This window comes from Candidatus Williamhamiltonella endosymbiont of Tuberolachnus salignus (genome assembly GCF_964019775.1).
Taxonomy (GTDB): Bacteria; Pseudomonadota; Gammaproteobacteria; order Enterobacterales; family Enterobacteriaceae; genus Hamiltonella; species Hamiltonella defendens.
Map to the genome: position 1 here is coordinate 983,608 of NZ_OZ026471.1, position 26,279 is coordinate 1,009,886.

A 26,279-nucleotide genomic window follows, 5' to 3' on the forward strand; every position below is an offset into this window, starting at 1 on the left:
TGTGAAACTGGTTTTCATTTCGCGACTGTGTGTACAAACGGGGCCAATGGGTCAGGAAGTCCTTCTTAGAGAAACTTTTAACCCACCCTATCCACTTATCCTGTTGATATATAATAAAAACATAATAGATCCTCGATGAGGAGATCACTTTTTACCCTGATACCAGTGACTATCGGGATCACTCGGCATCCCGTTTTCATCACAGCCATAGCCTTTGTTACCTTTTTCCATCCGTTGCTTGGTGGTGTTGTGATGCTGAACACAGAGTGGCTGCCAGTTATATTCATCCCAGAAACGTTTTTGTGCTGCCGTGACTTCTTCTGTTGTCTGAGCAAAGCGCAGACGGTGAGGAATGATATGGTCAACCACCGTTGCCGGATTAATAAAATTATTGGCTTGACACATGGCACATAAAGGATTTCTGGCAAGAAATGCCCGGCGTGCTTTATCCCAGCGGAAATTGTAGAGTTGTTTTTTTTGCATAATTTTAAAACAAGCTTGTATCATGTAACGTTATGAGATACAGTTTTTACATGATTATAGGATTTCGACACAAAGGACTTGCCGCCTTCTATGCAACAGAAACAACACGAGGCATTCAAGCCGCACATGCTCCAAAGCTACGCCGCATCCTTTCTTTACTCGATGTTGCTGAAAGCCCACAAGATCTAAATATACCTTCTTTCAAATTACACCCACTAAAGGGAGATAAGAAAGATCACTGGTCTATATGGGTTAATGGCAATTGGCGAGTCACCTTTCGCTTTGTTGGTTCAAATATTGAACTGGTTGACTATATTGATTATCACTAAGGGAGTTAATACTATGATGAAAAATCCCCCTCATCCCGGTGAATTATTACGAGAAGATGTGATAAATGAATTGGGTCTATCTGTTAAAGAAGTCGCTGAACATTTGAAAATATCTCGCGTTTCGCTTTCTCGAGTACTTAACCAGCACGCAGCTATTAGTCTCGACCTTGCCCTACGTCTAGAAATGGCAGGGATTAGTACAGCGCGCGCATGGCTTGCTATGCAGCTTAATTATGATTTAGCACAAGCTAGAAAACATCGACAACCAACAATTGAGCGCCTAGGGCTTGTTAATAACATTTAATTAATTCTTCGGCAGCTCAGGCAGCGGCATCCAGTGGTTAGCGGTACACATTTTCTGAATACCTTGGCAACAATCTGCATAGTGAAACTGAGAATTATCCAGATAAACACCCACCAGATATTCTTTTCTGTCCTTTCGATAAATAAGTGCTGTTTCGTTAATCTCTGGCATACTTACACGACAATCAATCCAGTTCATTAATTCTAATTTTCCTGTTGATTCGACAAAACAACCTTCCGTATGTAATCCTGAAGGTATTTTATTTTTGCTTGGTCGCTGATGATTCCGGCTCTGATATCGAGAACGTTTCGTCCAGCAATTGAAGAGAGTTCGATGGTTCCTGCATGGCCCAGGCTGCTGGGGCGGGGAGTGCTGACTGGACAGTGACCTTTGACGAGCACCCGACCACCGCGATCAAGCTTACGACGCAAATGATGATTCTTGGCTTGCACATCGGCTAATTCCTTCGTGTGTCTGTCATCCAGCGCCGAGATGGTCTGTATTTGATGGCTTAACTGCTCAAATGCAATCTGTTGTTTTTCCCTATCCGACACGGCAATCTTTCGTGCTTTTTCAGCATCGTAATACAGCGTCCGGTAATACAGGGTTACACCTGACATTGAGGTCAGTAGCAAAGCGATAACAAGAGGAATTTTCCAGGTCATAATTGGTCATTGATTTGAGGAATAAGATTTTCTATTTCTTTTTTAGTCTGCAAAAATCTATCTGTTTCTAACTCCACGCCGATAGCTTGCCGACCTGATTGAATGGCGGCTTTCACCGTCGAACCGGAACCCATAAAGAAATCTGCTACAGTATGTTTCGGCTTGCTACTGGCGTTAATAATGTGCTCAAGCAAGGCTGCGGGTTTTTCACAAGGATGTTTACCGGGATAGTACAGTACGGGTGGAAAATTCCACACATCGGTATACGGCACATCTTTGGTGACAGAAAAAGGTCGGCGCAAGTTTTCATACTGTCGTTTAAGTTCGTCATAGCTTTTCATCAGTTCACCGTAATCACGCTGAAGTTCGTCGTGCGTGAAACTCAGTGGATGGTGATTTTTGGAGAGAGACGCCGCTGATTTTTTCTCTGCGGCTTTTTGCGAAAAGAATTCTTGCAAACGTTCATACTGTGTTTTGTTCGGTAACTGCCACTGAGAATACGAGAACCAATGCCGATGCATATGGCTTCCCATATACTGTTCAATTTCTTTGCCCGTGATATTGAGCTGATTTTTTGCGGTGATGAAATAGTCAATCAACGAAGCAAACACTTCGCTTTTTAACTCAGCACATTTATAGCCATCCTTATTTTTTGCTGTACCCTCTGCCCCGTACTGCTCTGCAAACAATATTCGCTCGGTGCCTGGAAAATATGAGCGTAGCCATTCTTTTGAGCATCCAGTCCCACGACCATAGGGTTTAGCCCAAATAATGTGATTTAACATCCTCATGTGATTTCTTGGCATAATTTCGGTATCTGCGGCCAATTCTGCGCTACAAAACAGGTAGAGACTGCCGTTTGGCTTTAATATCCGCTGGAATTCAACGAGGTAATCATTTAGCCACGCCAGATATTGCCCGGTTGTTTTCCACTGCCTGTCCCATGCACAGGATTTAACACGGTAGTATGGCGGGTCAGTCAATATCAGGTCGATAGAATCATCAGGAAGTGTTTTAACGTATGGCAAAGCGTCGCCGTTAACCAATATCGGCTGGTTTGAAAAAGTCATCGTTATGACCTTGGATTTTAAATGTGATTGAGCTTGTTGGTGTATTAATGATTTTTTCAGACAGCGACGATTTAACAATATTCATCAATTACAACAACACACTTGCCGCCTTTCACGCCGCTGTTGTGATCCATCTTCTCAACGGTCATCACGCGAACCTGGTTGTCATCGTTCCAAATGTTTGCACCGGTTAACGAATCCAGCACGCCTTTGGAATAATTATCCACATCACGCTTGATCTTGTTGGGTAGATAGAGCTGCATCAATACAGAGAGCTCCCCTTGAAATTTTTGACATCCGGATTTCTGGCGCATCTCGTTGACAATTTTTGCGGTTGTTGCTTTAAATTCTTTGGCTTTATCACTGAGGTAAGTTCGGTTTGAATTCTGCCGCCAATAGGTATTCACGCTGGGCGGGAAAGGCAGTTCGATTATCATGATTAATGCGCTTTCAGTCTATTGTTTAAACTAAGATGGGATTTTTGTATAACGGAGAGTGCCAGACTGTGTTAATCATGCCGCGTGGCGTTGGGTGGTTATTTCGGCGTTCTTCCAACTTAACCGACACATCCCAAAGTTTGGGGTCAGTGTTAAGTGTTTTCTCAACGTGATAGCCCTTCTCCGTGTATTGCTTTACCAGCCTATTGGCTTGTAGTGTGTTGATGGCCTCGTATCGGAACCCGCTTTTTCGTAAATATGTCATCAGTTTTTATTGAAATTTTAAAGTGAGAAGTTGAGTAAAATTTTATAAAGAGATAAGTGTGTATTTTGTGTGTACATTTTTATAAAATTTAGTTAATGTACATCCATGTACAGTCAAGGAGCATTAGGAATGCAAACAACAAAGATATTCAAAAATGGCAATTCACAAGCAGTAAGAATCCCTGCTGGACTTGCTTTTGACAATACAGATATCGAGCTTGAAATCGAGCGTATTGGCGATGAAATCAGAATCCGGCCTGTTCGTCAGTCTCTAGAAAATGTCATGGACATATTTGCCAACTTTTCACCTGATTTTATGTCTGAAGGTCGTGCTGATCAGGAACAAGCAGATAGGGATACCCTCTGATGCCTCGCTACATGCTGGATACAAACATGTGTATCTATCTCATAAAGAATCAACCTAAACAGGTAGCAAGACGTTTCGTGAACTGCTTCGTTGGCGATGTTGTTATGTCAGCAATTACCTTTGCCGAATTAGACTACGGAGTAGCGGTATCCAAGGATCCAGAACGCGAGCTAAATAACCTTAATAAACTCGTGAAACTGATAAATGTAATGCCATTTGATGCCAATGCTGTTCGTGCCTATGGTGCAGTTCGTATGGCAACAAGAGAGCGCAAGAAAGACCACCTAGACAAGCTAATAGCTTCACATGCTATTGCATTAAACATCATACTAGTGACTAACAACGAACGCGATTTCATCGCTTATCCAGGTCTTCAAATCGAAAATTGGATAACATAGACGCAAACGATTTGTCAGGCCGTAGCCGCCGCTACGTGCTTCTTAGCCGCCTTAAAATCGACTTCTGAGTATCACTCAACGGAAAAACCGCCTATAAGCCTCTACAAGGCGTTCAAACTCAAAATAGCCATAGTTTGGAGTTAAAGGTGCCTTAAAATCGATTCCTGAACGATACCTCAGTGTGTTTTATGATTCACTACGATTAACAGCCTCATGCAGCTATGCGTGAACGGTAACTGCTCCACGTGAACGTCAACGTGCAACCGCCACCGTCGTTCATCCGGTCAATCACGCGCTCTCCGATAAATCCGGTCAGTTCGTTCAACGCCAGATTGCTGATGAGTATCGTTGGCTTCATGCTCTCGTAGCGCGTGTTGAACACCTCGAACAAAATCATTTTTTCTGCTTCACTACCAAACTGAACGCCTACCTCGTCGATAATAAGCAAGTCAGGCTGCGTATAACGCTTAATGACCTCCGCTTGTGAGCACTCTGCATTTTTGCTCCAGGTTGATTTAAATTCGCGGGCAATTCGCAGAACGGTCGTGAATAGCGTTGAACTTTGATGTTCGTTGATAACGTGCCTAGCAATCGACAGGGCAAGGTGATTCTTGCCGGTTCCTGGCTTACCACACATCACCAGACCGCCGCCCCGCTTAAGGCGTTCTGTAGTGGCATAGTTAATTTGGCCACCTGATAAAAACCAGGTGATAGACTTAAGTTATCAATACAGGTGTAAAAATGGATAAGAAACACAAACTCCCCTACAGCCCTGAATTTAAGCTAGAAGGGGCTCAATGAGTGACAAAACAAGGATATAGGGGGATAGAAGGAGCAAAAGCAATGGGCGTGAGTAAAAGCGCCATGAGTTCCTGGTTGAATCAGTGAAAAGGGGAATGAGAAGGGAAAAGCCTCTCGGGGTCTCCTATGACACAAGAACAGCAAAAGAGCCGCGAATGAGAAAAGAAAATGAGACGAATAGAAGAAGAGAACAGCCTGTTAAAAAAGGCTTCAGCTCTCTTAATGTCAGAGTTCCTGAACACTTCCCGTGAGTAGAGAAACTTAAGAAGAGCCATGCAGTGACACGCTCAGGTACGTCAGGAGCAAGAACGATGTTTGCCATGGTATCAGAACGGGGTATTCCGCCAAGTCGCTATCGGGCAACGAGAGTCATGCGTCAGTTGGAACGGGTCAGCCATCAGCCAGCGACTCATCAATATAAAAAGGCGAGACAGGAACATCAGGCTATTCCTGACGTGTGAGCGCGTCAGTTTTCTGTGGCTGCCCCTCATCAGATGTGACCTATCTCTGGGCAGGGAATCGTTGGACCTGTCTAGCCGTACTGATAGACCTGTTTGCACGTCAACCGACAGGATGGGCCCTCTCTTCTTCCCCAGACAGTGAATTCACCTGCAAGGCATTGTGGATGGCTTATGAATCAAGAGGACGCCCCAACGGCGTCAGGTTTCATTCAGCTCAAGGTTGCCATGACACGAGCCTGACGTTCAGGCAGCCACTCTGGCGCTATCGTATGACCCAAAGTCTCAGCCGTAAAGGTCATTGTTGGGACAACTCTCCTATGGAACGCCTGTTCAGAAGCCTCAAAACAGAATGGGTACCCAAAGCAGGGTATCCAACTCAACACGAAGCCAGGCGGGATCTTGTTGATGATCTCATTGGCTACTACAGTCAAACGCGGCCTCATCAATACAACGGGGGATGAACGCCAAATGAACCGCAGCGGTTGTACTGGAAAAAACACAAGATACTGGCCTGTTTTACTTGACCACTACAATTCAGCTTTTTCAGCAGTGTCGAAGTGGCAAACGCCTTAACACCGATGTTAAACAAAAGAGAGCCCAGCGCGTCGAACTGATTCTGCGTCACCGTCACCTTGAGCAAGATATCGAGTTGAAGACAGATGAGGGTGATATCTTCACGAAAAAAAGTCTCTGCCTGCCCGGGTGTGAGGGTGTCCCCTGCCTTCACGCCTGAGGTATGCCCGTAGCCAATCGTCCATCTGCTGCCAGGGCAGAGATAGGCTTTCAGCCTCAACGCCTCAAACGCTTTTATCTGCTCAATACCCTCAGGACTGATGTTCATCGTGACTCTCCATTTTTTCGCTCAGTCCAGGATTGCAGTCGGGCCCGAAGGTAATCCGTGCCCACATAACCAATGTAAATGGCCAGCACCTGAGGGGCGGAGGCCGGCAGGGTGCCGTGAAACAGGCCTTCGACCATCATCAGGAGGGGTTGGCTAAAAAACGCCAGCGTACTTCAGGACAACGCATCGAGTAATCGCCGGCTCCAGGCATGTTTTCCCCACGCATTGCGTAACAACGAAAACAGGGCGGCGAGGCTGGCGTAGCCAAAATCGGCTTGATGACCCCGAATCCAGGCCAGCAACGCAACCCAGAATCCAGGCTCTTTCTCAGGCATGGTCATAGGGGGAGAACAGGGTGATATCGAAGAATCGTGTTTTCATTTCGCCAGACGGGGGGATTTTAAAATGCAAAAAGCCCCCACCGAAGTGGAGGCTTTTTGTTTGTAACTACTGTAGTATGGGGCGATTATGTGGGGTCACGGGGACACAGTCAAGTACTTTTTGTGGCTTTTTTTGAATGGCATTCCCCACTTCTCACCTGATTTATTTCTTTATGCGCTAACAAAGGTGAGGGGGTTAATTATGCTATACGCAAAATATGAAGAAGTATTTGTAGGAATAGAGCATATATCCACACCAGAAAAACCAGAAATACCTTCTTTTAATAGTAAATAGTCATTCCCTTCATTAGCCGCTAAATTGAAAAAATCAAAACCATTTTTTTTCGCCTCCTCTACATCCATTATCAAACATTCGTACTTCGGTTTTTCCAATTTTTTCACGTTGATATTTAGCATGGTTTATTGTCCTTATTGTTAAAAAATCTAAAAAAATTTGATGAATCAACAGATTCCGCTGTATTTTAATCCATATTTCAAAAAATTAAAAACGATTACTGCTGATTAAAATAGATTGTTTAACCTTAATGCGTCGATTATTTTAACCTTCCAGGAGGGCATCGACCTGACCTGCGATATAGGCTTCTGAACGGGTTAAATACCCTGAGATAGATTTATGGTCTCGTTTGAGGGCGCGGCCTATCGCCCGACAAGACACCTTGCCTCGATAATAGGCGACGACAATCTCATAGCCCAATGAATCAAAGTGCTTGAGCCTGGCGACTGCCCGGTCCACTTTTTCTGCCTCGTTATCGGGCAGCATCGGCCGAATATCACTACTGGCCATGGGTACAGGCCAAGATGACAGGGGATATTCCGTCCCCACCCGCGTGCCTGCCCAGTTGCCCCAGGCGGTCAATCGATATCGAATCTCTTTCATACCGCTGCCTCCTCGACGTACTGCTCAATCACCACCACACATTTGCCGCCTTTGGTATCGCTGTGAGGGTCCTTTTTCTTCACCGTCATCACTCTGACCTGGGCGTCATCGGCCCAAATCCCTGCTTTGGTCAGGGCATCTAATACGCCTTTAGGATAATTATCCACGTCTCTCACCCGTTTGTCCGGCAGATACAGTGTGAGCAGTACGGAGACGTCCCCAAGGAAGGGGTGATGACCCTGTTTCATGGACGATTGGGCGACTTCGATGGCGGTCAATCGCTGAAACCGTTTCGCCGCCTCGCTTAAGTAAACACGACGGGCGGTGCGCACCCAGTAGTGATTCACACTGGGCGGAAAAGGCAGTTCAATTCTCATCGCCATAAGGGATTGAGCATCGAAAAAGGGGTTTTGGGAAAGCGGTCTCTTTCTGGAAGCGACACCACCACATCCCACAACCGGACATCCTCGTTCAGATATTTTCTCATTCGATACCCTCGCTGCTGGTAATGATGCGTTAAAAAATCGGCTTCCTCGCTGTTGATGCCCGTATAGCGGAAGGGGGTGTTGAGGGAAATGCTCATCTGTTTTGAGTGGCAAGAGGGAGTACAAATACGAAGAAGGTATGGGTAAAAAAGCGGATGAGAATATCAGGCATGGTGCCTCCTAAGGAGGAAAACCCCTAGGATAACTGACGTAATAGACCTTATTCAGGTGCAAAAGTGCACTTTAAGGGGAAGTCAAGGAAAGTGGTTATAAACAATGAGCGGTTTTTTAAAGCTCGTTTTGATAATAATGAATAATATTCAGAAAATTTATATTTTCTTCATCATTCATTTAAACAATAGCAGGAAAAAACTCATGCCAGGCGCAGTTAATAATCAAAATACTCAACCGATTCATCATCACACACCAACATCACAACCTAATAAACTCAGTCGATTCTTAAAGGCTTTACGAAAGGTATCCAATGATATTTCCACCCGTTTCGTAGATTTATTTTGTTGTTGTTTTTCTAAACCTAAACCGAGAACAGAAAACACCACAAGCAAAGCAACACAAGATGATTCTCACCGCTTGAATGATAATAATCATAACAGTGAAAAAATCAGGTTCACAGAAAATGGTTTATCTACTTCTGCTGATGTAACCAGCGCATCGCCTAAAAAACAAAATTTATCTGAACCCCCCTTTATTCTTACTGAAAATGAAAATATTAAACCAAAACAAACGTTTCATCCTGATTTCAATCTACAAGGCTCAAAACTAGAAGAATTCTATCCTTCTGGATACATATATGATGAACCTCCTATTATAATCCCTGAATTTTCTGATGTTGAATATAAGGGCTTATTAAATTCTTTAACTAAAGAATCGCTCAAGAAAAATTCATTTAAGATGACCAGTAACACTATTGCTCGTATAGTAAAAGAATTAGGTGGTGAAGCCGAAGAACAAATTAGTCACAACTCAGAAAAATTACGTGCTTTGATGGAGATTTATATCCAAGGTGAGGGTGTTTGTTATGGATTAAGAACAAGAATGGCGCTAGCCCTCTCTCAAGGCAAAACACTAGATCAAAATATGCTAGTTGTTGATCCAAAAACTAAAAAATCAATGCTAAAATTTTCGGAATGGAATGAGGTTTATAAAGCACAAACTGATCAGAGTAATAATTTTGGCAAAAATGAAGATATACTGGAAAAGCTTGGTTTTAAAAAATTTCATCAATATGAAATGGAATTACAAGAATGGCGCGAACCACGTTCTGAATTTTTTGAGAGGTTACTCAACCGTATCACTGATAAGGCTAATCAACATAAAGACAAAGACGTTTATATAACGCTTTTTTCTGGATCAAATATTGCAGCTGACAAGCTTATTGGTCATGCGTCACTAATTATGATTGAAAAGTCCCAAGGCGAGGGGAAAAGAAAAATATATTTTTATGATCCAAACATTAAATATTTGTATAAAATGAACGAATTTAAACACTTTAAATTTGTTTTTAAAACATTGTATGATGCGGATAAAAAAGATCTGACTAACTCCTACTCTAAATTTGAGGATTTTAAAATGCAACATTACACAAAACCTGAATAGCTCAAACTTTATCTCAATTCATCATCCTTTTTTAAAATAGGGTAAAATTTAAAGAGATTTAAACGCGCTCTAAGTCTGAAGAGTAAAAAGATGCATTTTTTTATTTCAAGGCACGGATTTATTTTTAAATAAATTATTATAATTTAATAGTGACATGTCTACTTTTTCGATTAGACAAATGAGGTGATTGTCTGGCTTAAATTAGGTGATATTTAAGCACGTTTTATAACATTCAAGACCTGCCTTCTTGAGAGGCCATATTTGAGGGCCAGGTGGTCGGCTCTGGAGCCGGTGAGGGTGCCGCTGTGATAGTCCTGTCGGATGTGATGATTACGCACGGCGCGAAAAAAATATTTACTCGGCAGGTCTAACACAGTGCCGGCATAATGTGCACAGAGCCGCTCGGCATCTTGACCTCCCAGCAAGCGACCCAACGGGTCGTTTGCCTGGATTTTTTTAGGGACATAGACTCTCGCGCCCCCCATGCTTTGACCCAATTTGCAGGTGAGGGCAGGGCCTAAGAGGTTGGTCATTTCCTGTAGCAGATTCGGTAAAATACAACCTCCTTTAAACGCACTGACTTTTCTGTTGTCGATAGCTGTTCCAGGTGAACGCCAGTGTGCCACCCCCGCCTTCCTGCATCCGGTCCATCACCCGCTCTCCGATACAGTCGGCCATTTCCGCTGGGGCCAGATTGCTGATGAGGACGCTGGGTTTCAACTGCTCGTAACGCGTATTCAGGATTTCAAACAGAATGATTTTTTCAGTGTCACTGCCAAACTGGACCCCCAGTTCGTCGATGACCAGCAAGTCTGGGCGGGCATAGTCCTGAATCACCTGGGTTTCGGTTTTCTCAGCGGTCTTGCTCCAGGTGTTTTTAACGGCTCGAATCATCTGCAGGGCACCTGTCAATAACACCGAGGCCTGATGTGTCTGGATGAGGCTTTTGGCCATCGACACCGCCAGATGATTTTTCCCCGTCCCCGGACGACCACACAGGACCAGTCCCCCACCTTGCGACCGTCGTGTGGGCCAGTGCTCTGCGTAGCGTTGACAGACGGCAAGACACTGTCTGGCCTGTGCATTCACCGGCTGGTATGACTCAAAACAGGCCTGTTCAAAACGGGGCGGAATGTGGGCGTTTTTCAGCAATGTTTGAATCAGAGCCTGTTTTTTTCTGGCCTGCTCTGCTTGCACCTGGTTTTGCATGTCTGCCATTTTTGTCTCAAGGCACCGCGGGCAGTCGCTGTGTAGTGCTCAAGTAAAACAGGCCAGTATCTTGTGTTTTTTCCAGTACAACCGCTGCGGTTCATTTGGCGTTCATCCCCCGTTGTATTGATGAGGCCGCGTTTGACTGTAGTAGCCAATGAGATCATCAACAAGATCCCGCCTGGCTTCTTGTTGAGTTGGATACCCTGCTTTGGGTACCCATTCTGTTTTGAGGCTTCTGAACAGGCGTTTCATAGGAGAGTTGTCCCAACAATGACCTTTACGGCTGAGACTTTGGGTCATACGATAGCGCCAGAGTGGCTGCCTGAACGTCAGGCTCGTGTCATGGCAACCTTGAGCTGAATGAAACCTGACGCCGTTGGGGCGTCCTCTTGATTCATAAGCCATCCACAATGCCTTGCAGGTGAATTCACTGTCTGGGGAAGAAGAGAGGGCCCATCCTGTCGGTTGACGTGCAAACAGGTCTATCAGTACGGCTAGACAGGTCCAACGATTCCCTGCCCAGAGATAGGTCACATCTGATGAGGGGCAGCCACAGAAAACTCACGCGCTCACACGTCGGGAATAGCCTGATGTTCCTGTCTCGCCTTTTTATATTGATGAGTCGCTGGCTGATGGCTGACCCGTTCCAACTGACGCATGACTCTCGTTGCCCGATAGCGACTTGGCGGAATACCCCGTTCTGATATACCATGGCAGACATCGTTCTTGCTCCTGACGTACCTGAGCTTGTCACTGCATGGCTCTTCTTAAGTTTCTCTACTCACGGGAAGTGTTCAGGAACTCTGACATTAAGAGAGATGAAGCCTTTTTGAGGATATCTTTCTCCCGTTCAACCTTGCGGAGTTTGGCTTCCAGCTCTTGAATCCGTTGTTGGTCTGCTGTCATTGTTTTACCCTGGGAAATAGTTTGTCCTCTTTTTTCGCTCATTGACCGCTTCACCCCATCACGGAGGGCGATGATACTCACGCCCATGGCTTTTGCTCCTTCTATCCCCCTATATCCTTGTTTTGTCACTCATTGAGCCCCTTCTAGCTTAAATTCAGGGCTGTAGGGGAGTTTGTGTTTCTTATCCATTTTTACACCTTTTTTGATAACGTGAGTTTATCACCTGGTTTTTGTCAGGTGGCCAAATTAACTATGCCACTACAATATGACGTAAGGCCTCATCTCATCGGCCGTAGGCCTTGCCTTATTCATGCATAAAAAACCTTAATGGAGAAAATACATGGCCCGCAAAAGAAAAACGGCTAATCGGGACTTGCCTCCTCATCTGTACGTTCGCAACAACGGCTACTACTGCTACCGAGACCCAAGGACGGGGAAAGAATATGGATTAGGAAAGGAAAAGCGGATGGCCATCAATGAAGCCATTTCGGCCAATCGGCAGATTTTTGACGCCCCTGTGAGCCTGAACGACAGAATCAACGAAGTGAAGGCGCTCTCAATGACAGAATGGATGGAACAATTTACAAAAAAATGACAGCAACGCTCAACTTGTATCAAATCTAAAAAAGACAGATATATAAATAATAACATGATGACTGAATTGCAGAAATTTTAATAAGACAGCCGTGGGGGATTAATGCGTAGGCCCAGTGGTGAAATGGAATTTTGATCCGTTTTTTATAAAATATAGATTTATAAGGTCTCATTTTTAATGAGACGTGTTTTAGAACATCCTTAGTAATTCGAATATACTCTAAAACAGAGATATCTATTAATACTAATACAAAAATGACTCCCTCAGAATTTTTCTATTTTTTAAGGATGAAAAATAACCATGATCCAAGAGCAATTCCCCCGAAATTCTTTTATTCCTCATCATCAATCTGGTCTGCCTGTTCATCGAACCAAACGGACACCTGCTGATTTTGTGCCGGTTACCCAATGGGATGGCCTATATGAAACTGTCATGACAAGATCTGATGGCGGTTTGACCCGATATGCGGGACAACTGATTATCCAGCTAGAAAATGATCCGATCATCCTGGATGCTGCCTTGAGACTAGCGGAAAAACATCCCGGCTCAGTTTTAGTCCAACTTGACCAGCGAAATCATTATCGCGTGTTATCAGGCTGTCCAAAAGCGCTTCAAGGCAAATTACGTTGGCAAGTAGTAGGACACGGCAATCCCGCTCGTGCAAATACATCACCCTCTATTAGGAGAATGTCTGGCATGAACCCGGGTGGTTTAGCCGAACTTTTAACTCATTTTAATCAACATTTTAGTAAAAAATATCATATCGACAGTACTCCAAACCGGATCAGTTTAGTGGGATGTCGGCTGATCAATTACACCCCCCCTAATTTTGCGACTCAGTTTGCGAGAGCGATGAAACGCAAGGGTATTCTGGCCGACATATCGGCCAGAACAGAACTCGTGGCTGTCGCTGATGGTTCTGGCTCTGGTAAAAAATTTACTACTCAAACACTATCAGAAATCGGGGCTCAGACGGCAGGCAAGACTTTACTTTTAGGCTGGAATAAAAATGGTGAGCTGATACAAAAAAAGCACAGCAGTGCTTTTAGGTTGTTATCTCCTGTATTAGATGCTTGGGCCCCTCGGTATTTTTCGGATCCTAAAATACAAAATAAAAGATTTAGGTATCTTGTTTATCCTTCTACCATCACAGATTTGACGTCACGTAAAGGCATTTTTTCAAAAAACATTCAGGATAAACTCAGGCAAGCTGATCTGATTTCTGCCAGTATTTTGTCAAATCAGACCCTCAGAGATTATACGGTAGGCGTGATATTAGAGGTCCCCGAACAAAATATTTTGGCCGCCGACCCAGATGCAAACGCGATTGAAGCCAATTTAAAAGGGGTTATAAAAAAATCCGGCGGCGAGCTGTCTTTAATAGAAACCAATGGGGTAAAAAAAACCCATCAGATTATGAATACCATCGACGAGCGATCAGCCCTGGCAAAAAGCATCCCTTTTTCTGAGTTAACACGCAATGGTCTGTTATCGAAGCAATTATTTTCGTACCCACAACGAGTGGCCACGCCTGATGATATTATCAATAACACTGTTTCGCGAAATACAGTGCTGATCACTGGTCGAGCAGATGTCAATATTTATCCCCACTATCCGGTGACAGAAAACATTAAAATCACCGGGCTATTTTTGATATCTTCTGATGATCTTAAAAATACCGGGGAGGCCACACATTTTTCCGGTTCAGAGGCTCTAACATCAAAGAATTTTCGGTTATTCAGTGAGGCTGCTCGGGACATTGCCCAAGAATTAGACGTTGAACTCAAAATTATCAAAGTAAGTCAGTGGGTTGATGGCCTCACCGGTCATACAAGGAACATCACCACAGAAATGAATCAAAAGAGCTCGAAAAATCTTTCAGATATGGCTCGTACTCAAAAACATATGACGTCTTCTTTAACGGACAAATTAAAACGAATTTTGATTTTGGTCGATCACCTTTCCTCGAGGCGGGAGAGCTTATTAAGCCTAGGTCATTTGCAACTCTTAACGGAGTTTTTTCACCTCCCCTCAGGAGAACTCGACCGAAAAAAATTATATCAAACATTGTCTGATCCCCTGCTGTATTCTGAATTTACAAGTCAAGTACAAAGCCTGATGCAATTGAGTGACGCTCATGATCAACTAGGGGGTTTAACAGGACAGCTGGCCTTAAAAAGAACCGCTGACTGGGATAACTTCGTCGTCGAAAATCTGTTGAATTGGAACGAAAGGATAAAATTATACAATAATACGGCTGAATTTCGGGCTGAAATTCATCCTTCTGTACAAGCGATTTATATAGACGATGGCAGTGACTTGGCGCAACAAAGAGCTGTATGGAGGAAAGGGCACAGATTGTTATCGTGTTTTACAAAATACCGGTTCTGATCCGGCGACACTTATCATCAAAGAAGAAGATGCCCCAGAATCATTAAGCCCTGTTTTTTTGGAATATTCCGTAACCCAAATCATCGATATTAAAAAGCTGAAACAGCGGCTGTTCATTAAATTACGTAATGACAATCAAAGCATCACCACCTTAACGTTATATGATCTCTATGTTTCTTCCGTTGATGAGCAAACCAGAAGATTAACCAGCCAATATATTTTTTATACCAAAGATGGCGTGATTTTTACGGGCTTCCCTCCTAAAATCGCGGTCAATCCTGATGAAGAAGAACCTGAGCCGCTCACTTTAATGGCACAATATGCCCCAAAATTTGATCAAACATTTCATTTCCCTAAAACCGATAGCGAAAAAGCCCCTGTCATCATTCAAAAAATGCAACATCAGAAAACTCCCGGGGTTCTCGATGTCAGAGGCGAAACCAAACTATTGCCTGATTTTTTGCGATTGCTTCCTCAAGAAACGGGGTTTGATGATAATTTACAGGGAGATGAACGTAGAAACACCTTACACAGTAAAACAGGTCAGGATACCCTGGAAGGCAAAGGCGAAAGAGATGTGTACATCATCGAAGACAGACCTATGGGAACAGAAGTGAGCATCAATAATTATGATCAACCTGAAACGGGCGAACCCGGGCAAGACATTTTACTGCTGCCTTTTTTACTGGATGATATTGAGATAAGACAGGAAAAAAAGCATGTCATTTTGAGTCATCTCGATTCGCCCACAGAACATGTCACTATTCGTCTGATGAATTTTATGGAAGACAAAAGCTATAGACATCTTTCCATCATGGATAAAGAAGGGCGAATGCACACAGTGAGACTCAACTCCAGCAATGAACCAGATCTGATTGTGGATCAATTGATCCCGGATATGACCGTGAGCGACGGCCATCATATCTTAAGCCAGTTAAGACAAACCACTGCTGGATTTTCAGAGGTAGAGCAAGTCTTTAATATTCCTGGAGACAAAATTTTGCAGACTTTGCAGGCAAAAATGATACCGGTTATTTCATCTTAAAGCCGCCTTATCACTCTTTATAGCTAGCTGGTTGATAGTCCCCTATGAATAAAGGGGACACATTTACATTTCAACTCTTTAAAAAAAACCATATGTATTCGGATGTGACAAAGTTCAAGCCACTACATACATGTATCGAATATTCAATTGTTTATCATCGAAATAATGCTTCTATGTTTAAACCTTGTGTTTGCAGCATTTCTTTCAAACGGAGCAAGCCTTCAACCTGAATTTGTCGAACACGTTCACGCGTTAAACCAATTTCACATCCCACCTCTTCAAGTGTCGCGGGCTCGTAACCTAATAATCCAAAGCGTCTTGCTAAGACTTCTCGTTGCTTAGTACTCAATTCAAATAGCCATTTAACGACGCTTTTTTTCATATCATCATTTTGGGTTGTATTCTCAGGATCATTGTCAGTTTCATCAGATAAAACATCTAATAATCCTTTTTCTGCCGCATTTCCAAAAGAAGTATCAACAGAGCTGATACGTTCATTAAGCCGTAACATACGGCTGACATAATCAACAGGTTTATTCAGTTGCTCTGCAATTTCTTCTGGGCTGGGATCATGATCAAGTTTATGGGAAAGTTCTCTTGCAGCACGTAAATATACATTTAACTCTTTGACGACATGGATAGGTAAACGAATAGTTCGCGTTTGGTTCATAATCGCACGCTCAATCGTTTGACGTATCCACCATGTGGCATAAGTTGAAAAACGAAAACCCCGCTCAGGATCAAATTTTTCAACAGCACGAATGAGACCTAAATTACCTTCTTCAATTAAGTCTAATAATGGCAGACCACGATTGATATAACGACGAGAAATTTTTACCACTAAACGTAAATTACTTTCTATCATTCTTCGACGTGACGATTCATCGCCACACAATACACGGCGAGCAAAATAAATTTCTTCTGCTGCTGTTAATAAGGGAGAATAGCCAGTTTCACCAAGATAAAGCTGAGTTGCATCCAGTACTCGCTGTGTGACATTTTCTACTAATAATTCATCTTCTTCGTCTTCATCTAACTCACTTTCAGTAGATTCATCGACTAGTAAAAATTTTTCAGTGAAAATTTCTGGGTCTAGATTATTTTTTTCACTGTACTGCGTAAAATTAATATCTTCATTTAACTCGTTAACTTTCAGCGTATTTTGTCTCATATGCTGCTCCTGCCCGTAATACCGAAAACAAAATTTCAGCGTATTTTGCTTAATTTATCGCTGCGAAAGGTACTGCAGCGGGTTGACGGATTTCCCTTTATAACGAATTTCAAAATGTAACTTTACTGAACTGGCTCCGGAGCTACCCATATTTGCTATTTTTTGCCCAGCTTTGACTTTTTGTTGTTCCCGGACCAGTATCTTGTCATTATGAGCATAGGCACTCAGGTAATCATCACTGTGCTTAATAATGATTAAATTACCATAACCTCGTAATGCATTCCCTGCATAAACCACTTGCCCATCTGCTGTTGAAAAAATAGGTTGTCTTCGGGAACCACTGATATCAATCCCTTTATTACCTCCTTCGGAAGCAGAAAATTCATCGATAATTTTTCCGTCAGTCGGCCATTTCCATTGAAGCGTGGGAGCTGTACCCTGATTTTTTGAGGTATTAATCGGATTACGAGGCAAAGTAACATCAGGTGTTGATTTTGCAACAATAGCTGATTTTTGCAATATTTCGCTAACATTTTGTTTACCTGAATGTTGAGAATACGCGTTAGTTGATTGAGAATCAACCATTGTTGTTTGAATTTCCTGGTGAGATGGGCGAAGAGGTAAGCCAATAGAAGTCACGTCTTTTTGTTTTATCATCTGTTTAGAGTTTTTATCTAACTGAATTAACTGATGAATTTTTAGTGTATAAGGTTCAGGAATATTATTTTTTTTTGCTAAATCACGATAATCATTTCCTGTAAGCCAAGCAATGTAAAATAAGGTGTCACCTCGTTTCACTCGATAGGTATGCCCGTTATAACTGCCTTTAAGAGTATTATCATAACTGCGGTTATAGATAATTGTATGCATTCTGTCATGTTCTTGTTTAATTTTAATAGAATGGTCTCTGGCAACACTAATAGGCGCTGGTTTTGAGTCTTTATTACTACAGGCAAAAAGAGAGAAGTTGGCAATCATAAATAGAGATTGATATAAAATGCGGCGGGTGTTTTTTTTCATTATATTATCTTCATTTTTTGATTAATAAAACCACTGCTTCAGATGCAATACCTTCACCACGGCCAATAAAACCCAATTTTTCGGTTGTGGTGGCTTTGATATTAATGTGATCTATGTTGCACTGAAGATCTTTGGACAGATTTTCTCTCATTTCTGGAATGTAAGGTGCCATTTTAGGTTCTTGTGCAATAATAGTGATGTCTATATTCCCTAATTGATATTTTTTCCCCAGAATTTTCTCATAGCTTCTGCACAATAAGGCGCGACTATCGGCATTTTTGAAATCTGGGGAGGTATCAGGGAAAAGTGTTCCAATATCACCTAAAGCTGCAGCACCGAGCAATGCGTCAATCACTGCATGTAAGACCACATCCCCATCTGAATGGGCTATCACACCCTGTTTTTCAGGGATATAAACCCCCCCAATGATCAGGCGAGAAGACCCGCCAAATTTGTGGACATCAAAACCCTTTCCTATGCGTATTAGATTTAACATATTCACGTTCATGGTGATTCATCATGTTTTTGGTTTAAGTAAAATTCAGCTAACTTTAAATCTTCTGGATAAGTGATCTTGATATTGTCAGATCTCCCTTGGATTAATAGTGGATGATAACCATAGCATTCAAGTACAGAGGCTTCATCTGTGACGAGTTTTTTTTCTGCTAAGGCACGTGATAAACAATTTTTTAATAATCCAAAAGGGAATAGCTGTGGTGTCAGGGCATGCCAAAGTTTGGCTCTCTCAGGGGTAGATGAAATAGTCATATCAGCCTGAGCTATTTTTATTGTATCTCGAACAGGCGTGGCTAATATACCTCCTACTTCACTGTGTTGAGTAATAGAAAGTAAATGCTCTATATCTTCATCACTGACACAGGGGCGAACGGCGTCATGAACCAGGATCCATTTAGAATGAACGTTAAGGTAACCAAAATATTTTAACCCTGCCAAAACAGAATTTGCACGTTCTTTTCCACCTAAAGCCACCCGAATTTTCGGATGTCGAGCAAGAGGTGTTGATTGAAAAAAATGATCTTTAGGGTGAATCACAATCATAATCTGTTGAATACAAGGATGAGATAATAAAGGTTTAACCGCGTATTCAAGTATTGTTTTACCTCTGATTGAGAAATATTGTTTTGGGCAATCTGTTTTCATTCGAGACCCGATGCCTGCAGCAGGCACAACAGCCATTACCTGAAGAGAAAGAGAAGTGTATGTGTTCATTTTTATCTTAATTGTTTAGCAGGAGAAACGATGTTGGTTTTTGAGGATTCAGGGATCAAACGATAAAATTTTTCATCTTGTTTGATCATCCCTAAATCATTTCGAGCACGCTCTTCCAGTGCTTCTTTTCCCCCGTCTAAATCGTTAATTTCAGCAAAAAGTTGGGCGTTTCTCATTTTTAATTCATTATTTTTTATTTTTTGTTCTGCGACATCCTTTTTAATTCGGACAAAGTCACGAATCCCATTTTTCCCTAACCAAAGAGAATATTGTAATCCAATTGCTAATAACAGCAGCAGCAATATAAATATTTTCATATAACCTCTTAAAAATGGCCTCATCATTCTATTAATTTTGGGTGTACTTTAGTCCAGAAGCTTTTTAAAATCCTTATAAGCCAATAAAGGTCTATAAAAATATGTTTAAAAGAGGCAATTTTGTATTATGAACACCAGTTTGTTTAAAGAATTTCAATTTGAGGCAGCTCATCGTCTTCCTTACGTTCCTGAAGGACATAAATGTCGGCGTTTACATGGTCATTCATTTGTAGTTCGATTAGAAATTATTGGCAAAATTGATACTAAAAGTGGTTGGATTATGGATTTTGCTGATTTGAAAGCAGCATTTCAACCTATTTGGAATAAATTAGATCATCAATATTTAAATGATATCGAAGGATTGGAAAATCCAACCAGTGAGTTATTGGCCGTTTGGATTTGGGATCGACTTAAGCCTAAATTACCTCAATTAAGTTCAATCACTATCAAAGAAACCTGTTCAGCAGGTTGTATTTATAGAGGCTCTGAGACCCATTTAGGGCAATAGACCTTCATACTTATCCTGAGCGAATTAATCTATCGGTCAACGCATCTCTGATTTCAGAGGGTTTCATATGCCCTCCTACATTGCCTGATAACACAGACAACTGATAGCCGAACTGTAAAACCACTTCTCTGGATGTACGGCAAGGTGTTTGGCCTGTTATGTTAGCACTGCTTGACACCAAAGGCTTACCAAAGCAGGAACATAACTGTCTGACCAAAGGATGAGCAGACACTCTGACTGCCAATGAATTAAATTCCCCACTTAACCAAAAGGGTGTTTGGATAGAGGTTGGGAAAACCCAGGTTAGGTGCCCTGGCCAGCTTGTAAAAATTTTTTCACGTTGTTCAGCACTGACCTGCTCATCATTAATATAGGGTTGTAATTGCTGATAACTGGCTGCTATCAAAATCAATCCCTTTTTTTGAGGGCGTTGCTTTAAAAGCAATAAATTATTCACCGCTTTTTGACTATCTGGATCACAGCCTAAGCCAAAAACAGATTCTGTCGGATAAGCTATTACCTGCTCTTTTTTTAATGCTTTTAAGACTGAAGCGAACGTAGGGTTATTTTTTATCTGCATGTCATCATTACACCTTACTATTTAAGACGAATATACCCGCCGTTCACGGAAGAAACCCATCCTTCAAGTTCCAGGTCAAGTAATTGGATGAGTATTTGTGATACTGGTTGATTTGTACGTTGGGCAATCAGATCAACAGGAGTGGCTTCATACTCTATGCTGCTCAATAAAGCAGGAAACGGCAGCTCCAATGACGACTCTGATTGTGTAAAAGCCACACTGGCAGACCGAGACATCGGCAACCATTTTAGTGAACTTCTTATTTGCTCAATAATATCTTGGGGTTTGTTGACCAAATAAGCGCCTTGTTGAATTAACCAATGAGTCCCTTCGCTGGTAGGGCTTCCTAGAGGACCAGGTAAAGAAAATACGTCGCGACCTTGTTCAAGTGCATAACGAGCGGTAATAAGAGAGCCACTTCTCAGAGAAGCTTCTACCACGACAACTGCGGCGCTCAGCCCACTGATAATTCGGTTTCTTTTTGGAAAATGCGTGGCCAAAGGCAGAGCAGTAGTTAAAAACTCAGATACAATAGCGCCCCCTTCTTCTGTAATACGTTTGGCTAAATCACAATGACGTCGAGGATAAATATTTTCTAAACCACTGCCCAGTACGGCAATGGTTTTACCCGTTGAATTCAAGGCAGATTGATGGCAAATGCTATCAATTCCAATCGCTAATCCACTGGTAATAATCAATCCGGTCTGGACGAGCTCTTTGGTAAAATATTTTGCCCAACGCTCACCATAGTGGCTGAAATTTCGGCTGCCAACCATGGCAATTTGTTCTTGAGAAAGAGTAGAGATATCTCCTATCGCAAATAATAAAAGAGGTGCAGAAGAGATATAAGTGAGTTGTTTTGGATAGTCTGAATCACCATACACCAGCAGATGATGAGCATCTTTTTCTAACCAGGTTAAGGTAGCGTTAATGTATTTTTCATTTAAAGGTGAAATAAATTGTTGGCATTGTTTTTGGTTTAAACCTCCGGCCATAAGCATATCCGGATCCGGGTGAATGTCAGCATAACCCTGTAAATATTCTGCTACTTTCATCCTTTGAGCGGTATTTAACCCTTTGACCATACTCATTCGTAACCATATTTCTGCTTTTAACATAATCTCTCTCTTTACAAAGCCTGTTATGAAACAGGCCTGATATGATGTTGTTCATCAATAACAAAAATGATTAAAATGAGCATTCAGTATTTTTTATTACTTCAATAGATATCGAATAATTTATGTCAATATTACAAATATTACATTTTCCAGACGATCGGCTTCGCAAAATTGCAAGTCCAGTTAAAAAAATGGATGATCAAATTCGGCAAATAGCGGATGATATGCTGGAAACTATGTATCAGGCGGAAGGCATTGGTTTAGCGGCAACGCAGGTCAATATTCATCAACAGATTATTGTTATTGATGTTTCAGAAGATCGTCATCAGCCTCTCATATTAATTAATCCGGAATTATTAGAAAAAAGCGGAGAAACCGGCATTGAAGAAGGTTGCCTTTCTATTCCTGGCGAAAAAGCGTTCATACCAAGAGCAAAAGAGATTACCATTCAAGCATTAAACCGTGAGGGGAGATCTTTTAGGTTGTCTGCCGATGACTTATTGGCGATTTGCATTCAACACGAAATGGATCATCTTATTGGGAAGCTTTTTGTCGATTACCTTTCGCCCTTTAAGCGTCAGCGTATCCAAAAAAAAATGGAAAAACTGCAAAAAATTAATGAAAAAAAAGATAAATGAACCAATAGCACAAAACAACTTACCGCTTTCTATTGGTTTTGAAAGACGTCTCATCTCAATTTAAGGAAGCTCAGTGTCCGAATCTTTAAAAATTATTTTTGCAGGGACCCCAGATTTCTCAGCCTGTCACCTTCAACATTTATTATCTCATAGACAAAAAATTCTCGGCGTTTTTACACAACCCGATCGTCCTGCTGGAAGAGGGAAAAAACTGGCTTTTAGTCCGGTAAAAATCTTGGCCACCCAACATCATATTCCCGTCTATCAACCTCATTCACTCGGTTTAAAAGAAGAGCAACAAAGTATCCTTGATTTAGATGCGGATGTCATGGTCGTGGTTGCCTATGGTTTACTCCTTCCTCAAGCGGTATTGAACATGCCTCGTTTGGGATGCATTAATGTGCATCCTTCTCTTCTTCCTCGCTGGCGGGGCGCGGCTCCGATTCAACGGGCGATTTGGGCAGGAGATCAAGAAACGGGGGTGACTATTATGCAAATGGATTCAGGATTAGACACAGGGAACATGTTGTATAAAACCGTTTATCCAATACAGCCCGATGATACCGGCGCGAGTTTGCAGGCTAAGTTGGCCGCATTAGGATCTCAAGATTTATTGCTTACATTAAAAAAAATGGCTGAAGGCAAGATGCACGGAGAAACTCAAGATGAACAAAAAACAACTTACGCTCACAAATTAACTAAAAAAGAAGCGCGCCTCGATTGGTTGCTGCCTGCTGCTCATTTAGAACGCTGTGTTCGGGCATTTAACCCCTGGCCTGTCAGTTATTTCATAATAAATGAACAAATTATAAAGGTCTGGGAAGCTCAAGCCATGCCCGATTCGCAGCAAGTTTCTCATCTCCAGCCAGGCACCGTCCTAAAAGCGGATAAAAACGGGATCCAAATTCTTACTTCTGAGGGTGTGTTAAACATGACGAAATTCCAGTTGCCTGGTAAAAAAATTATCTCTGCCTGGGATTTTCTCAATTCAAGAAATGAATGGTTTCAAATAGGGAAGCAACTTTTATCCTGATGAAAAATACATATCATCTTCGCGCTATTGCTGCTCAAATTATCAGTCAAGTATTAGATAAAGGGCGTTCACTCAGTGTTGTTTTGCCTGAAGTACAGAATCATGTCCCTTATAAAGATAAGGCATTGCTCCAGGAACTGTGTTTTGGCACCTTGAGGGTGCTGCCAAGGTTGGAGCATTGTGTGAAGCATTTAATGACACGCCCGTTAAATGCCAAAAAACGTCTTTTGCATTTCTTGCTGATGGTTGGCTTATATCAGCTCATTTATACCCGCATTCCACCACATGCTATTTTATCTGAAACAGTGAAAGCGGCTGCTGTTTTGAAATATCCACAATTCAAAGGATTGATAAACGCGATACTGCGTGAATTTGAGCGGAGAAAAGAAAGCTTACTTCAAAAAGTGGAGGCTCAAGATCCTTATTTACATCCACAATGGTTATTGCAACGAATAAAAACCGCTTATCCTGAACAATGGCCATCTATTTTGAGGGCGAATAACGAAAGACCTCCAATGTGGATAAGGGTTAATGTGCTTCATCATTCTAGAGAAAAATATCTGACAGAATTAGAAAAATCAGGAATCAAAGCAAAAGCGCACTCTATTTGCCTTGACGCAGTACAAATTTTGCCCCCATGTTCAGTCAAAGAACTCCCTGGTTTTGATCTGGGTTGGGCAACAGTCCAGGATGTGTCGGCTCAAAGATGTATTGATTTACTCGACCCCCAAAACGATGACTATATTCTTGATTTATGTGCGGCCCCTGGTGTTAAAACAACTCATATTCTTGAGAGGGCTCCCAGTGCTGATGTATTAGCGGTCGATATCGATGCAAAGCGTTTAGAGCGCATAAAAGAAAATTTACAACGTTTGCATTTATCAGCCAGGCTAAAAGTGGCTGACGCTCTTGTACCTGAGCAATGGTATGAAGGAAAAATGTTCGATAAAATTTTACTGGATGTGCCTTGTTCCGCCACAGGTATTATTCGTCGCCATCCTGATATCAAATGGCTCAGGCGTGATAGTGATATCGCAGCACTGGCTCAATTACAATCCGAGATTATCAAAGCTGTCTGGCCAACGCTCAGACAGGGAGGGATGCTGCTTTACAGCACTTGTTCTATTTTACCTGAAGAAAATCAACAACAAATCACCGAATTTTTGAAACATGAACTCAATGCAGAAAGCATAACAATTCAAGATGAAGCAGTAATAGGTCTACAAAACTTGCCCCAAACTGATGAAGGTGATGGTTTCTTTTATGCAAAAATCACCAAGCGCTCGTGACAAGGGTATAAAAAATTATGAAAATCATTATTCTTGGAGCAGGGCAGGTAGGTGTAACACTGGCAGAAAACCTGGCGAGCGAAAATAATGATATCACTGTTGTTGACATTGATGTCAACCGCTTGCGTGAGCTACAGGACAAGTTAGATCTACGAGTGATACAAGGGCAGGGATCTTATCCTCGTATATTAAGAGAAGCAGGTGCTCAAAATGCAGATATGTTAATTGCAGTCACCAATTCTGATGAAATCAATATGATGGCCTGCCAGGTGGCTTATTCATTGTTTAACACACCCAATCGCATCGCTCGTATTCGTTCTACTGAATATATTTTTGAAACGGCGAAGCTTTTCCAACCCGAAGTCATACCTGTTGATTATCTGATTTCACCAGAGCAATTAGTCATCGATTATATTTATCAGCTCATAGAGTATCCTGGGGCTTTGCAAGTGATTAATTTTGCTGATAAAAAAATCAGTATTGTTGCAGTAAATGCGTATTATGGCGGTCCTCTTGTCGGTAATGCACTTTCTTCTTTACCTGAACGTATGCCTCATATCAACACAAGGGTTGCGGCTATTTTTCGGCAAGATAGACCGATTCGGCCACAAGGGTCCACTATTATTGAAGCGAATGATGAAGTGTTTTTTGTGGCCGCTTCGCAACACATTCGAGCTGTGATAAGTGAATTACAGCGTTTAGAAAAACCTTACAAACGGATTATGATAGTCGGAGGCGGTAATATAGGGGCTGGTTTAGCACTAAAATTAGAAAAAAATTACTATGTTAAATTAATTGAGCGTAACAAAAATAGAGCCACCGAATTAACAGAAATGTTAAATAATACGATTGTTTATTATGGTAATGCCTCTGATCAGGAATTACTGGCTCAAGAGCAAGTAGAGCAAGTCGATGTTTTTATCGCTGTGACTAATGATGATGAAGACAATATTATGTCAGCCATGTTAGCAAAAAAGATGGGCGCTAAAAAAGCCATGGTGCTGATTCAACGTAGTGCGTACGTTGATTTAGTGCAGGGCGGCGTCATAGACATTGTGATTTCACCGCAACAAGTCACTATTTCAGCGTTATTGGGTCATGTGCGCAAAGCAGATATTGTCAGTGTTTTTTCACTTCGCCGTGGTGTTGCTGAAGCCATTGAGGCGATAGCTCATGGTGATGAAAGCACATCTAAAGTCGTCGGTCGTAAAATTAAAGATATTAAGCTTCCTTCGGGTACGGTTATTGGGGCTATTGCACGCGGTGATGAAGTGATTATTGCCAATAATAACGCTGTCATTCAACAAGGGGATCATATTGTGATGTTTATTACTCATAAAAAATTTGTGCCTGATGTTGAGCGATTATTTCAACCTAGCCCCTTTTTTTTGTAACTGACTATGAAAAATAAATAAAAATAATCTCC

32 protein-coding genes and 4 pseudogenes are annotated in these 26,279 nt (G+C 42.0%); 14 read left to right on the plus strand and 22 right to left on the minus strand.

Translation table 11 applies throughout. From position 1 onward, the window contains the following. Positions 1 to 144: 144 nt before the first annotated feature. A complete protein-coding gene (locus tag AACL23_RS04645; protein ID WP_100096708.1) occupies positions 145 to 483 on the minus strand; it encodes an HNH endonuclease in 339 nt (112 codons plus the stop codon). A 32-nt stretch (positions 484 to 515) separates the two neighbouring features. Between AACL23_RS04645 and AACL23_RS04650 the strand changes: the two genes are divergently transcribed. Both AACL23_RS04650 and AACL23_RS04655 read left to right on the plus strand, forming a co-directional pair. Further along, a complete protein-coding gene (locus AACL23_RS04650) occupies positions 516 to 812 on the plus strand; it encodes a type II toxin-antitoxin system RelE/ParE family toxin (protein WP_422389624.1) in 297 nt (98 codons plus the stop codon). A 13-nt stretch (positions 813 to 825) separates the two neighbouring features. Next, complete coding sequence (locus tag AACL23_RS04655) at positions 826 to 1,116, plus strand: HigA family addiction module antitoxin (protein WP_095033963.1); 291 nt, start codon at positions 826 to 828, stop codon at positions 1,114 to 1,116. On the opposite strand, the gene AACL23_RS04660 is transcribed toward AACL23_RS04655, so the two are convergent. From AACL23_RS04660 to AACL23_RS04675, 4 genes are all read right to left on the minus strand, one after another. After that, entirely contained in the window at positions 1,117 to 1,314 is a 198-nt protein-coding gene (locus AACL23_RS04660) for a DUF551 domain-containing protein (protein WP_095033962.1), read from the minus strand. A gap of 5 nt (positions 1,315 to 1,319) precedes the next feature. Next, positions 1,320 to 1,781 (minus strand): lysis system i-spanin subunit Rz, encoded by a 462-nt coding sequence (locus AACL23_RS04665; RefSeq protein ID WP_100096710.1) that lies wholly within the window; start codon positions 1,779 to 1,781, stop codon positions 1,320 to 1,322. Beyond that, positions 1,778 to 2,851, minus strand: coding sequence for a site-specific DNA-methyltransferase (locus AACL23_RS04670; RefSeq protein WP_339050415.1), 1,074 nt, complete (start codon positions 2,849 to 2,851; stop codon positions 1,778 to 1,780). The genes AACL23_RS04665 and AACL23_RS04670 overlap by 4 nt, the downstream gene beginning before the upstream one ends. Before the next feature lie 71 nt (positions 2,852 to 2,922). Next, entirely contained in the window at positions 2,923 to 3,288 is a 366-nt protein-coding gene (locus AACL23_RS04675) for a RusA family crossover junction endodeoxyribonuclease (protein ID WP_339050417.1), read from the minus strand. Between the two features lie 394 nt (positions 3,289 to 3,682). Between AACL23_RS04675 and vapB the strand changes: the two genes are divergently transcribed. Further along, positions 3,683 to 3,919: a type II toxin-antitoxin system VapB family antitoxin gene (gene vapB / locus AACL23_RS04680; protein WP_174889570.1), complete on the plus strand. Its 237-nt coding sequence runs from the start codon at positions 3,683 to 3,685 to the stop codon at positions 3,917 to 3,919. Beyond that, the gene (locus AACL23_RS04685) at positions 3,919 to 4,317 is read left to right on the plus strand and encodes a type II toxin-antitoxin system VapC family toxin (RefSeq protein ID WP_100096713.1); all 399 of its coding nucleotides are present in this window, start codon (positions 3,919 to 3,921) and stop codon (positions 4,315 to 4,317) included. The genes vapB and AACL23_RS04685 overlap by 1 nt, the downstream gene beginning before the upstream one ends. Before the next feature lie 211 nt (positions 4,318 to 4,528). Here AACL23_RS04685 and AACL23_RS04690 read toward each other — a convergent pair. Continuing rightward, positions 4,529 to 4,984 (minus strand): annotated as a pseudogene (locus AACL23_RS04690) (ATP-binding protein); the annotation flags it as partial. A 134-nt stretch (positions 4,985 to 5,118) separates the two neighbouring features. On the opposite strand from AACL23_RS04690, the pseudogene AACL23_RS04695 reads away from it, so the two are divergent. Further along, positions 5,119 to 6,103, plus strand: a pseudogene (locus AACL23_RS04695) (IS3 family transposase). 35 nt (positions 6,104 to 6,138) lie between these two features. On the opposite strand, the pseudogene AACL23_RS04700 reads toward AACL23_RS04695, so the two are convergent. The 6 genes and pseudogenes from AACL23_RS04700 to AACL23_RS04725 all read right to left on the minus strand — a co-directional run. Continuing rightward, a pseudogene (locus AACL23_RS04700) lies at positions 6,139 to 6,420 on the minus strand (lysozyme); the annotation flags it as partial. 173 nt (positions 6,421 to 6,593) lie between these two features. Next, the gene (locus AACL23_RS10225) at positions 6,594 to 6,761 is read right to left on the minus strand and encodes a hypothetical protein (protein ID WP_407079217.1); all 168 of its coding nucleotides are present in this window, start codon (positions 6,759 to 6,761) and stop codon (positions 6,594 to 6,596) included. A gap of 210 nt (positions 6,762 to 6,971) precedes the next feature. Continuing rightward, positions 6,972 to 7,217, minus strand: a complete 246-nt coding sequence (locus AACL23_RS04710; RefSeq protein WP_100096717.1) for a hypothetical protein — start codon at positions 7,215 to 7,217, stop codon at positions 6,972 to 6,974. A 142-nt stretch (positions 7,218 to 7,359) separates the two neighbouring features. After that, on the minus strand, positions 7,360 to 7,698 hold the full coding sequence (locus tag AACL23_RS04715) for an antiterminator Q family protein (RefSeq protein WP_100096718.1): 339 nt from the start codon (positions 7,696 to 7,698) through the stop codon (positions 7,360 to 7,362). Then, complete coding sequence (locus tag AACL23_RS04720; RefSeq protein WP_100096049.1) at positions 7,695 to 8,075, minus strand: RusA family crossover junction endodeoxyribonuclease; 381 nt, start codon at positions 8,073 to 8,075, stop codon at positions 7,695 to 7,697. Before AACL23_RS04720 ends, AACL23_RS04715 begins: the two co-directional genes overlap by 4 nt. Further along, positions 8,072 to 8,281 carry a hypothetical protein gene (locus tag AACL23_RS04725; RefSeq protein WP_339050426.1) on the minus strand — a complete coding sequence of 70 codons (210 nt, stop codon included), beginning with the start codon at positions 8,279 to 8,281 and terminating at the stop codon, positions 8,072 to 8,074. Before AACL23_RS04725 ends, AACL23_RS04720 begins: the two co-directional genes overlap by 4 nt. A 277-nt stretch (positions 8,282 to 8,558) precedes the next feature. On the opposite strand from AACL23_RS04725, the gene AACL23_RS04730 reads away from it, so the two are divergent. Then, positions 8,559 to 9,800, plus strand: coding sequence for a hypothetical protein (locus AACL23_RS04730; protein ID WP_158530974.1), 1,242 nt, complete (start codon positions 8,559 to 8,561; stop codon positions 9,798 to 9,800). 212 nt (positions 9,801 to 10,012) lie between these two features. Here AACL23_RS04730 and AACL23_RS04735 read toward each other — a convergent pair whose 3' ends face one another. From AACL23_RS04735 to AACL23_RS04745, 3 genes and pseudogenes are all read right to left on the minus strand, one after another. Next, positions 10,013 to 10,426: a Mor transcription activator family protein gene (locus AACL23_RS04735; protein WP_234817382.1), complete on the minus strand. Its 414-nt coding sequence runs from the start codon at positions 10,424 to 10,426 to the stop codon at positions 10,013 to 10,015. Beyond that, positions 10,368 to 11,018 carry an ATP-binding protein gene (locus AACL23_RS04740; RefSeq protein ID WP_100096722.1) on the minus strand — a complete coding sequence of 217 codons (651 nt, stop codon included), beginning with the start codon at positions 11,016 to 11,018 and terminating at the stop codon, positions 10,368 to 10,370. The genes AACL23_RS04735 and AACL23_RS04740 overlap by 59 nt, the downstream gene beginning before the upstream one ends. Positions 11,019 to 11,057: 39 nt before the next feature. Further along, positions 11,058 to 12,047, minus strand: a pseudogene (locus AACL23_RS04745) (IS3 family transposase). Between the two features lie 211 nt (positions 12,048 to 12,258). Between AACL23_RS04745 and AACL23_RS04750 the strand changes: the two are divergent. The 3 genes from AACL23_RS04750 (at position 12,259) to AACL23_RS04760 (ending at position 15,949) form a co-directional block, all read left to right on the plus strand. After that, complete coding sequence (locus tag AACL23_RS04750) at positions 12,259 to 12,513, plus strand: phage integrase Arm DNA-binding domain-containing protein (RefSeq protein ID WP_100096724.1); 255 nt, start codon at positions 12,259 to 12,261, stop codon at positions 12,511 to 12,513. Positions 12,514 to 12,813: 300 nt separating this feature from the next. Next, on the plus strand, positions 12,814 to 14,904 hold the full coding sequence (locus AACL23_RS04755) for a C80 family cysteine peptidase (protein WP_339050431.1): 2,091 nt from the start codon (positions 12,814 to 12,816) through the stop codon (positions 14,902 to 14,904). After that, positions 14,822 to 15,949, plus strand: a complete 1,128-nt coding sequence (locus AACL23_RS04760; protein WP_339050433.1) for a hypothetical protein — start codon at positions 14,822 to 14,824, stop codon at positions 15,947 to 15,949. Before AACL23_RS04755 ends, AACL23_RS04760 begins: the two co-directional genes overlap by 83 nt. A 154-nt stretch (positions 15,950 to 16,103) precedes the next feature. Here AACL23_RS04760 and rpoS read toward each other — a convergent pair whose 3' ends face one another. The 5 genes from rpoS to ftsB are packed head-to-tail and all read right to left on the minus strand — an operon-like array spanning position 16,104 to position 19,687. Continuing rightward, on the minus strand, positions 16,104 to 17,120 hold the full coding sequence (gene rpoS / locus AACL23_RS04765) for an RNA polymerase sigma factor RpoS (protein WP_339050435.1): 1,017 nt from the start codon (positions 17,118 to 17,120) through the stop codon (positions 16,104 to 16,106). A 54-nt stretch (positions 17,121 to 17,174) separates the two neighbouring features. Then, positions 17,175 to 18,140, minus strand: a complete 966-nt coding sequence (nlpD, locus tag AACL23_RS04770; RefSeq protein ID WP_422389625.1) for a murein hydrolase activator NlpD — start codon at positions 18,138 to 18,140, stop codon at positions 17,175 to 17,177. A 10-nt stretch (positions 18,141 to 18,150) separates the two neighbouring features. After that, the gene (ispF, locus tag AACL23_RS04775; RefSeq protein ID WP_044612558.1) at positions 18,151 to 18,624 is read right to left on the minus strand and encodes a 2-C-methyl-D-erythritol 2,4-cyclodiphosphate synthase; all 474 of its coding nucleotides are present in this window, start codon (positions 18,622 to 18,624) and stop codon (positions 18,151 to 18,153) included. A gap of 20 nt (positions 18,625 to 18,644) precedes the next feature. After that, a complete protein-coding gene (gene ispD, locus AACL23_RS04780) occupies positions 18,645 to 19,370 on the minus strand; it encodes a 2-C-methyl-D-erythritol 4-phosphate cytidylyltransferase (protein ID WP_095033893.1) in 726 nt (241 codons plus the stop codon). 2 nt (positions 19,371 to 19,372) lie between these two features. After that, entirely contained in the window at positions 19,373 to 19,687 is a 315-nt protein-coding gene (ftsB, locus tag AACL23_RS04785; protein ID WP_015874084.1) for a cell division protein FtsB, read from the minus strand. Positions 19,688 to 19,814: 127 nt separating this feature from the next. Between ftsB and queD the strand changes: the two genes are divergently transcribed. Continuing rightward, positions 19,815 to 20,195, plus strand: a complete 381-nt coding sequence (gene queD / locus AACL23_RS04790; protein ID WP_015874085.1) for a 6-carboxytetrahydropterin synthase QueD — start codon at positions 19,815 to 19,817, stop codon at positions 20,193 to 20,195. Between the two features lie 10 nt (positions 20,196 to 20,205). Here queD and AACL23_RS04795 read toward each other — a convergent pair whose 3' ends face one another. Together AACL23_RS04795 and dprA are read right to left on the minus strand one after the other, a co-directional pair. Further along, positions 20,206 to 20,775 (minus strand): Sua5/YciO/YrdC/YwlC family protein, encoded by a 570-nt coding sequence (locus tag AACL23_RS04795; RefSeq protein ID WP_339050439.1) that lies wholly within the window; start codon positions 20,773 to 20,775, stop codon positions 20,206 to 20,208. Between the two features lie 17 nt (positions 20,776 to 20,792). Then, on the minus strand, positions 20,793 to 21,893 hold the full coding sequence (gene dprA, locus AACL23_RS04800) for a DNA-protecting protein DprA (protein ID WP_100096729.1): 1,101 nt from the start codon (positions 21,891 to 21,893) through the stop codon (positions 20,793 to 20,795). Between the two features lie 122 nt (positions 21,894 to 22,015). Here dprA and def point away from each other — a divergent pair, with 122 nt between their 5' ends. The 4 genes from def (at position 22,016) to trkA (ending at position 26,247) form a co-directional block, all read left to right on the plus strand. After that, positions 22,016 to 22,531: a peptide deformylase gene (def, locus tag AACL23_RS04805; RefSeq protein WP_100096730.1), complete on the plus strand. Its 516-nt coding sequence runs from the start codon at positions 22,016 to 22,018 to the stop codon at positions 22,529 to 22,531. Positions 22,532 to 22,604: 73 nt separating this feature from the next. Continuing rightward, on the plus strand, positions 22,605 to 23,564 hold the full coding sequence (gene fmt, locus AACL23_RS04810; protein ID WP_015874088.1) for a methionyl-tRNA formyltransferase: 960 nt from the start codon (positions 22,605 to 22,607) through the stop codon (positions 23,562 to 23,564). Further along, positions 23,564 to 24,853 (plus strand): 16S rRNA (cytosine(967)-C(5))-methyltransferase RsmB, encoded by a 1,290-nt coding sequence (rsmB, locus tag AACL23_RS04815; RefSeq protein WP_339050443.1) that lies wholly within the window; start codon positions 23,564 to 23,566, stop codon positions 24,851 to 24,853. The genes fmt and rsmB overlap by 1 nt, the downstream gene beginning before the upstream one ends. 17 nt (positions 24,854 to 24,870) lie before the next feature. Then, positions 24,871 to 26,247, plus strand: a complete 1,377-nt coding sequence (gene trkA, locus AACL23_RS04820; protein ID WP_095033888.1) for a Trk system potassium transporter TrkA — start codon at positions 24,871 to 24,873, stop codon at positions 26,245 to 26,247. The last annotated feature ends 32 nt before the right edge of the window (positions 26,248 to 26,279 follow it).

What these genes read in the sequence shown, in the direction of transcription:
- AACL23_RS04645 (WP_100096708.1), bottom strand. Translation starts at nt 483, where the DNA reads ATGCAAAAAAAACAACTCTACAATTTCCGCTGGGATAAAGCACGCCGG.
- AACL23_RS04650 (WP_422389624.1), top strand. Translation starts at nt 516, where the DNA reads ATGAGATACAGTTTTTACATGATTATAGGATTTCGACACAAAGGACTT.
- AACL23_RS04655 (WP_095033963.1), top strand. Translation starts at nt 826, where the DNA reads ATGATGAAAAATCCCCCTCATCCCGGTGAATTATTACGAGAAGATGTG.
- AACL23_RS04660 (WP_095033962.1), bottom strand. Translation starts at nt 1,314, where the DNA reads ATGAACTGGATTGATTGTCGTGTAAGTATGCCAGAGATTAACGAAACA.
- AACL23_RS04665 (WP_100096710.1), bottom strand. Translation starts at nt 1,781, where the DNA reads ATGACCTGGAAAATTCCTCTTGTTATCGCTTTGCTACTGACCTCAATG.
- AACL23_RS04670 (WP_339050415.1), bottom strand. Translation starts at nt 2,851, where the DNA reads ATGACTTTTTCAAACCAGCCGATATTGGTTAACGGCGACGCTTTGCCA.
- AACL23_RS04675 (WP_339050417.1), bottom strand. Translation starts at nt 3,288, where the DNA reads ATGATAATCGAACTGCCTTTCCCGCCCAGCGTGAATACCTATTGGCGG.
- vapB (WP_174889570.1), top strand. Translation starts at nt 3,683, where the DNA reads ATGCAAACAACAAAGATATTCAAAAATGGCAATTCACAAGCAGTAAGA.
- AACL23_RS04685 (WP_100096713.1), top strand. Translation starts at nt 3,919, where the DNA reads ATGCCTCGCTACATGCTGGATACAAACATGTGTATCTATCTCATAAAG.
- AACL23_RS10225 (WP_407079217.1), bottom strand. Translation starts at nt 6,761, where the DNA reads ATGACCATGCCTGAGAAAGAGCCTGGATTCTGGGTTGCGTTGCTGGCC.
- AACL23_RS04710 (WP_100096717.1), bottom strand. Translation starts at nt 7,217, where the DNA reads ATGCTAAATATCAACGTGAAAAAATTGGAAAAACCGAAGTACGAATGT.
- AACL23_RS04715 (WP_100096718.1), bottom strand. Translation starts at nt 7,698, where the DNA reads ATGAAAGAGATTCGATATCGATTGACCGCCTGGGGCAACTGGGCAGGC.
- AACL23_RS04720 (WP_100096049.1), bottom strand. Translation starts at nt 8,075, where the DNA reads ATGAGAATTGAACTGCCTTTTCCGCCCAGTGTGAATCACTACTGGGTG.
- AACL23_RS04725 (WP_339050426.1), bottom strand. Translation starts at nt 8,281, where the DNA reads ATGAGCATTTCCCTCAACACCCCCTTCCGCTATACGGGCATCAACAGC.
- AACL23_RS04730 (WP_158530974.1), top strand. Translation starts at nt 8,559, where the DNA reads ATGCCAGGCGCAGTTAATAATCAAAATACTCAACCGATTCATCATCAC.
- AACL23_RS04740 (WP_100096722.1), bottom strand. Translation starts at nt 11,018, where the DNA reads ATGGCAGACATGCAAAACCAGGTGCAAGCAGAGCAGGCCAGAAAAAAA.
- AACL23_RS04750 (WP_100096724.1), top strand. Translation starts at nt 12,259, where the DNA reads ATGGCCCGCAAAAGAAAAACGGCTAATCGGGACTTGCCTCCTCATCTG.
- AACL23_RS04755 (WP_339050431.1), top strand. Translation starts at nt 12,814, where the DNA reads ATGATCCAAGAGCAATTCCCCCGAAATTCTTTTATTCCTCATCATCAA.
- AACL23_RS04760 (WP_339050433.1), top strand. Translation starts at nt 14,822, where the DNA reads ATGGCAGTGACTTGGCGCAACAAAGAGCTGTATGGAGGAAAGGGCACA.
- rpoS (WP_339050435.1), bottom strand. Translation starts at nt 17,120, where the DNA reads ATGAGACAAAATACGCTGAAAGTTAACGAGTTAAATGAAGATATTAAT.
- nlpD (WP_422389625.1), bottom strand. Translation starts at nt 18,140, where the DNA reads ATGAAAAAAAACACCCGCCGCATTTTATATCAATCTCTATTTATGATT.
- ispD (WP_095033893.1), bottom strand. Translation starts at nt 19,370, where the DNA reads ATGAACACATACACTTCTCTTTCTCTTCAGGTAATGGCTGTTGTGCCT.
- ftsB (WP_015874084.1), bottom strand. Translation starts at nt 19,687, where the DNA reads ATGAAAATATTTATATTGCTGCTGCTGTTATTAGCAATTGGATTACAA.
- queD (WP_015874085.1), top strand. Translation starts at nt 19,815, where the DNA reads ATGAACACCAGTTTGTTTAAAGAATTTCAATTTGAGGCAGCTCATCGT.
- AACL23_RS04795 (WP_339050439.1), bottom strand. Translation starts at nt 20,775, where the DNA reads ATGCAGATAAAAAATAACCCTACGTTCGCTTCAGTCTTAAAAGCATTA.
- dprA (WP_100096729.1), bottom strand. Translation starts at nt 21,893, where the DNA reads ATGTTAAAAGCAGAAATATGGTTACGAATGAGTATGGTCAAAGGGTTA.
- def (WP_100096730.1), top strand. Translation starts at nt 22,016, where the DNA reads ATGTCAATATTACAAATATTACATTTTCCAGACGATCGGCTTCGCAAA.
- rsmB (WP_339050443.1), top strand. Translation starts at nt 23,564, where the DNA reads ATGAAAAATACATATCATCTTCGCGCTATTGCTGCTCAAATTATCAGT.
- trkA (WP_095033888.1), top strand. Translation starts at nt 24,871, where the DNA reads ATGAAAATCATTATTCTTGGAGCAGGGCAGGTAGGTGTAACACTGGCA.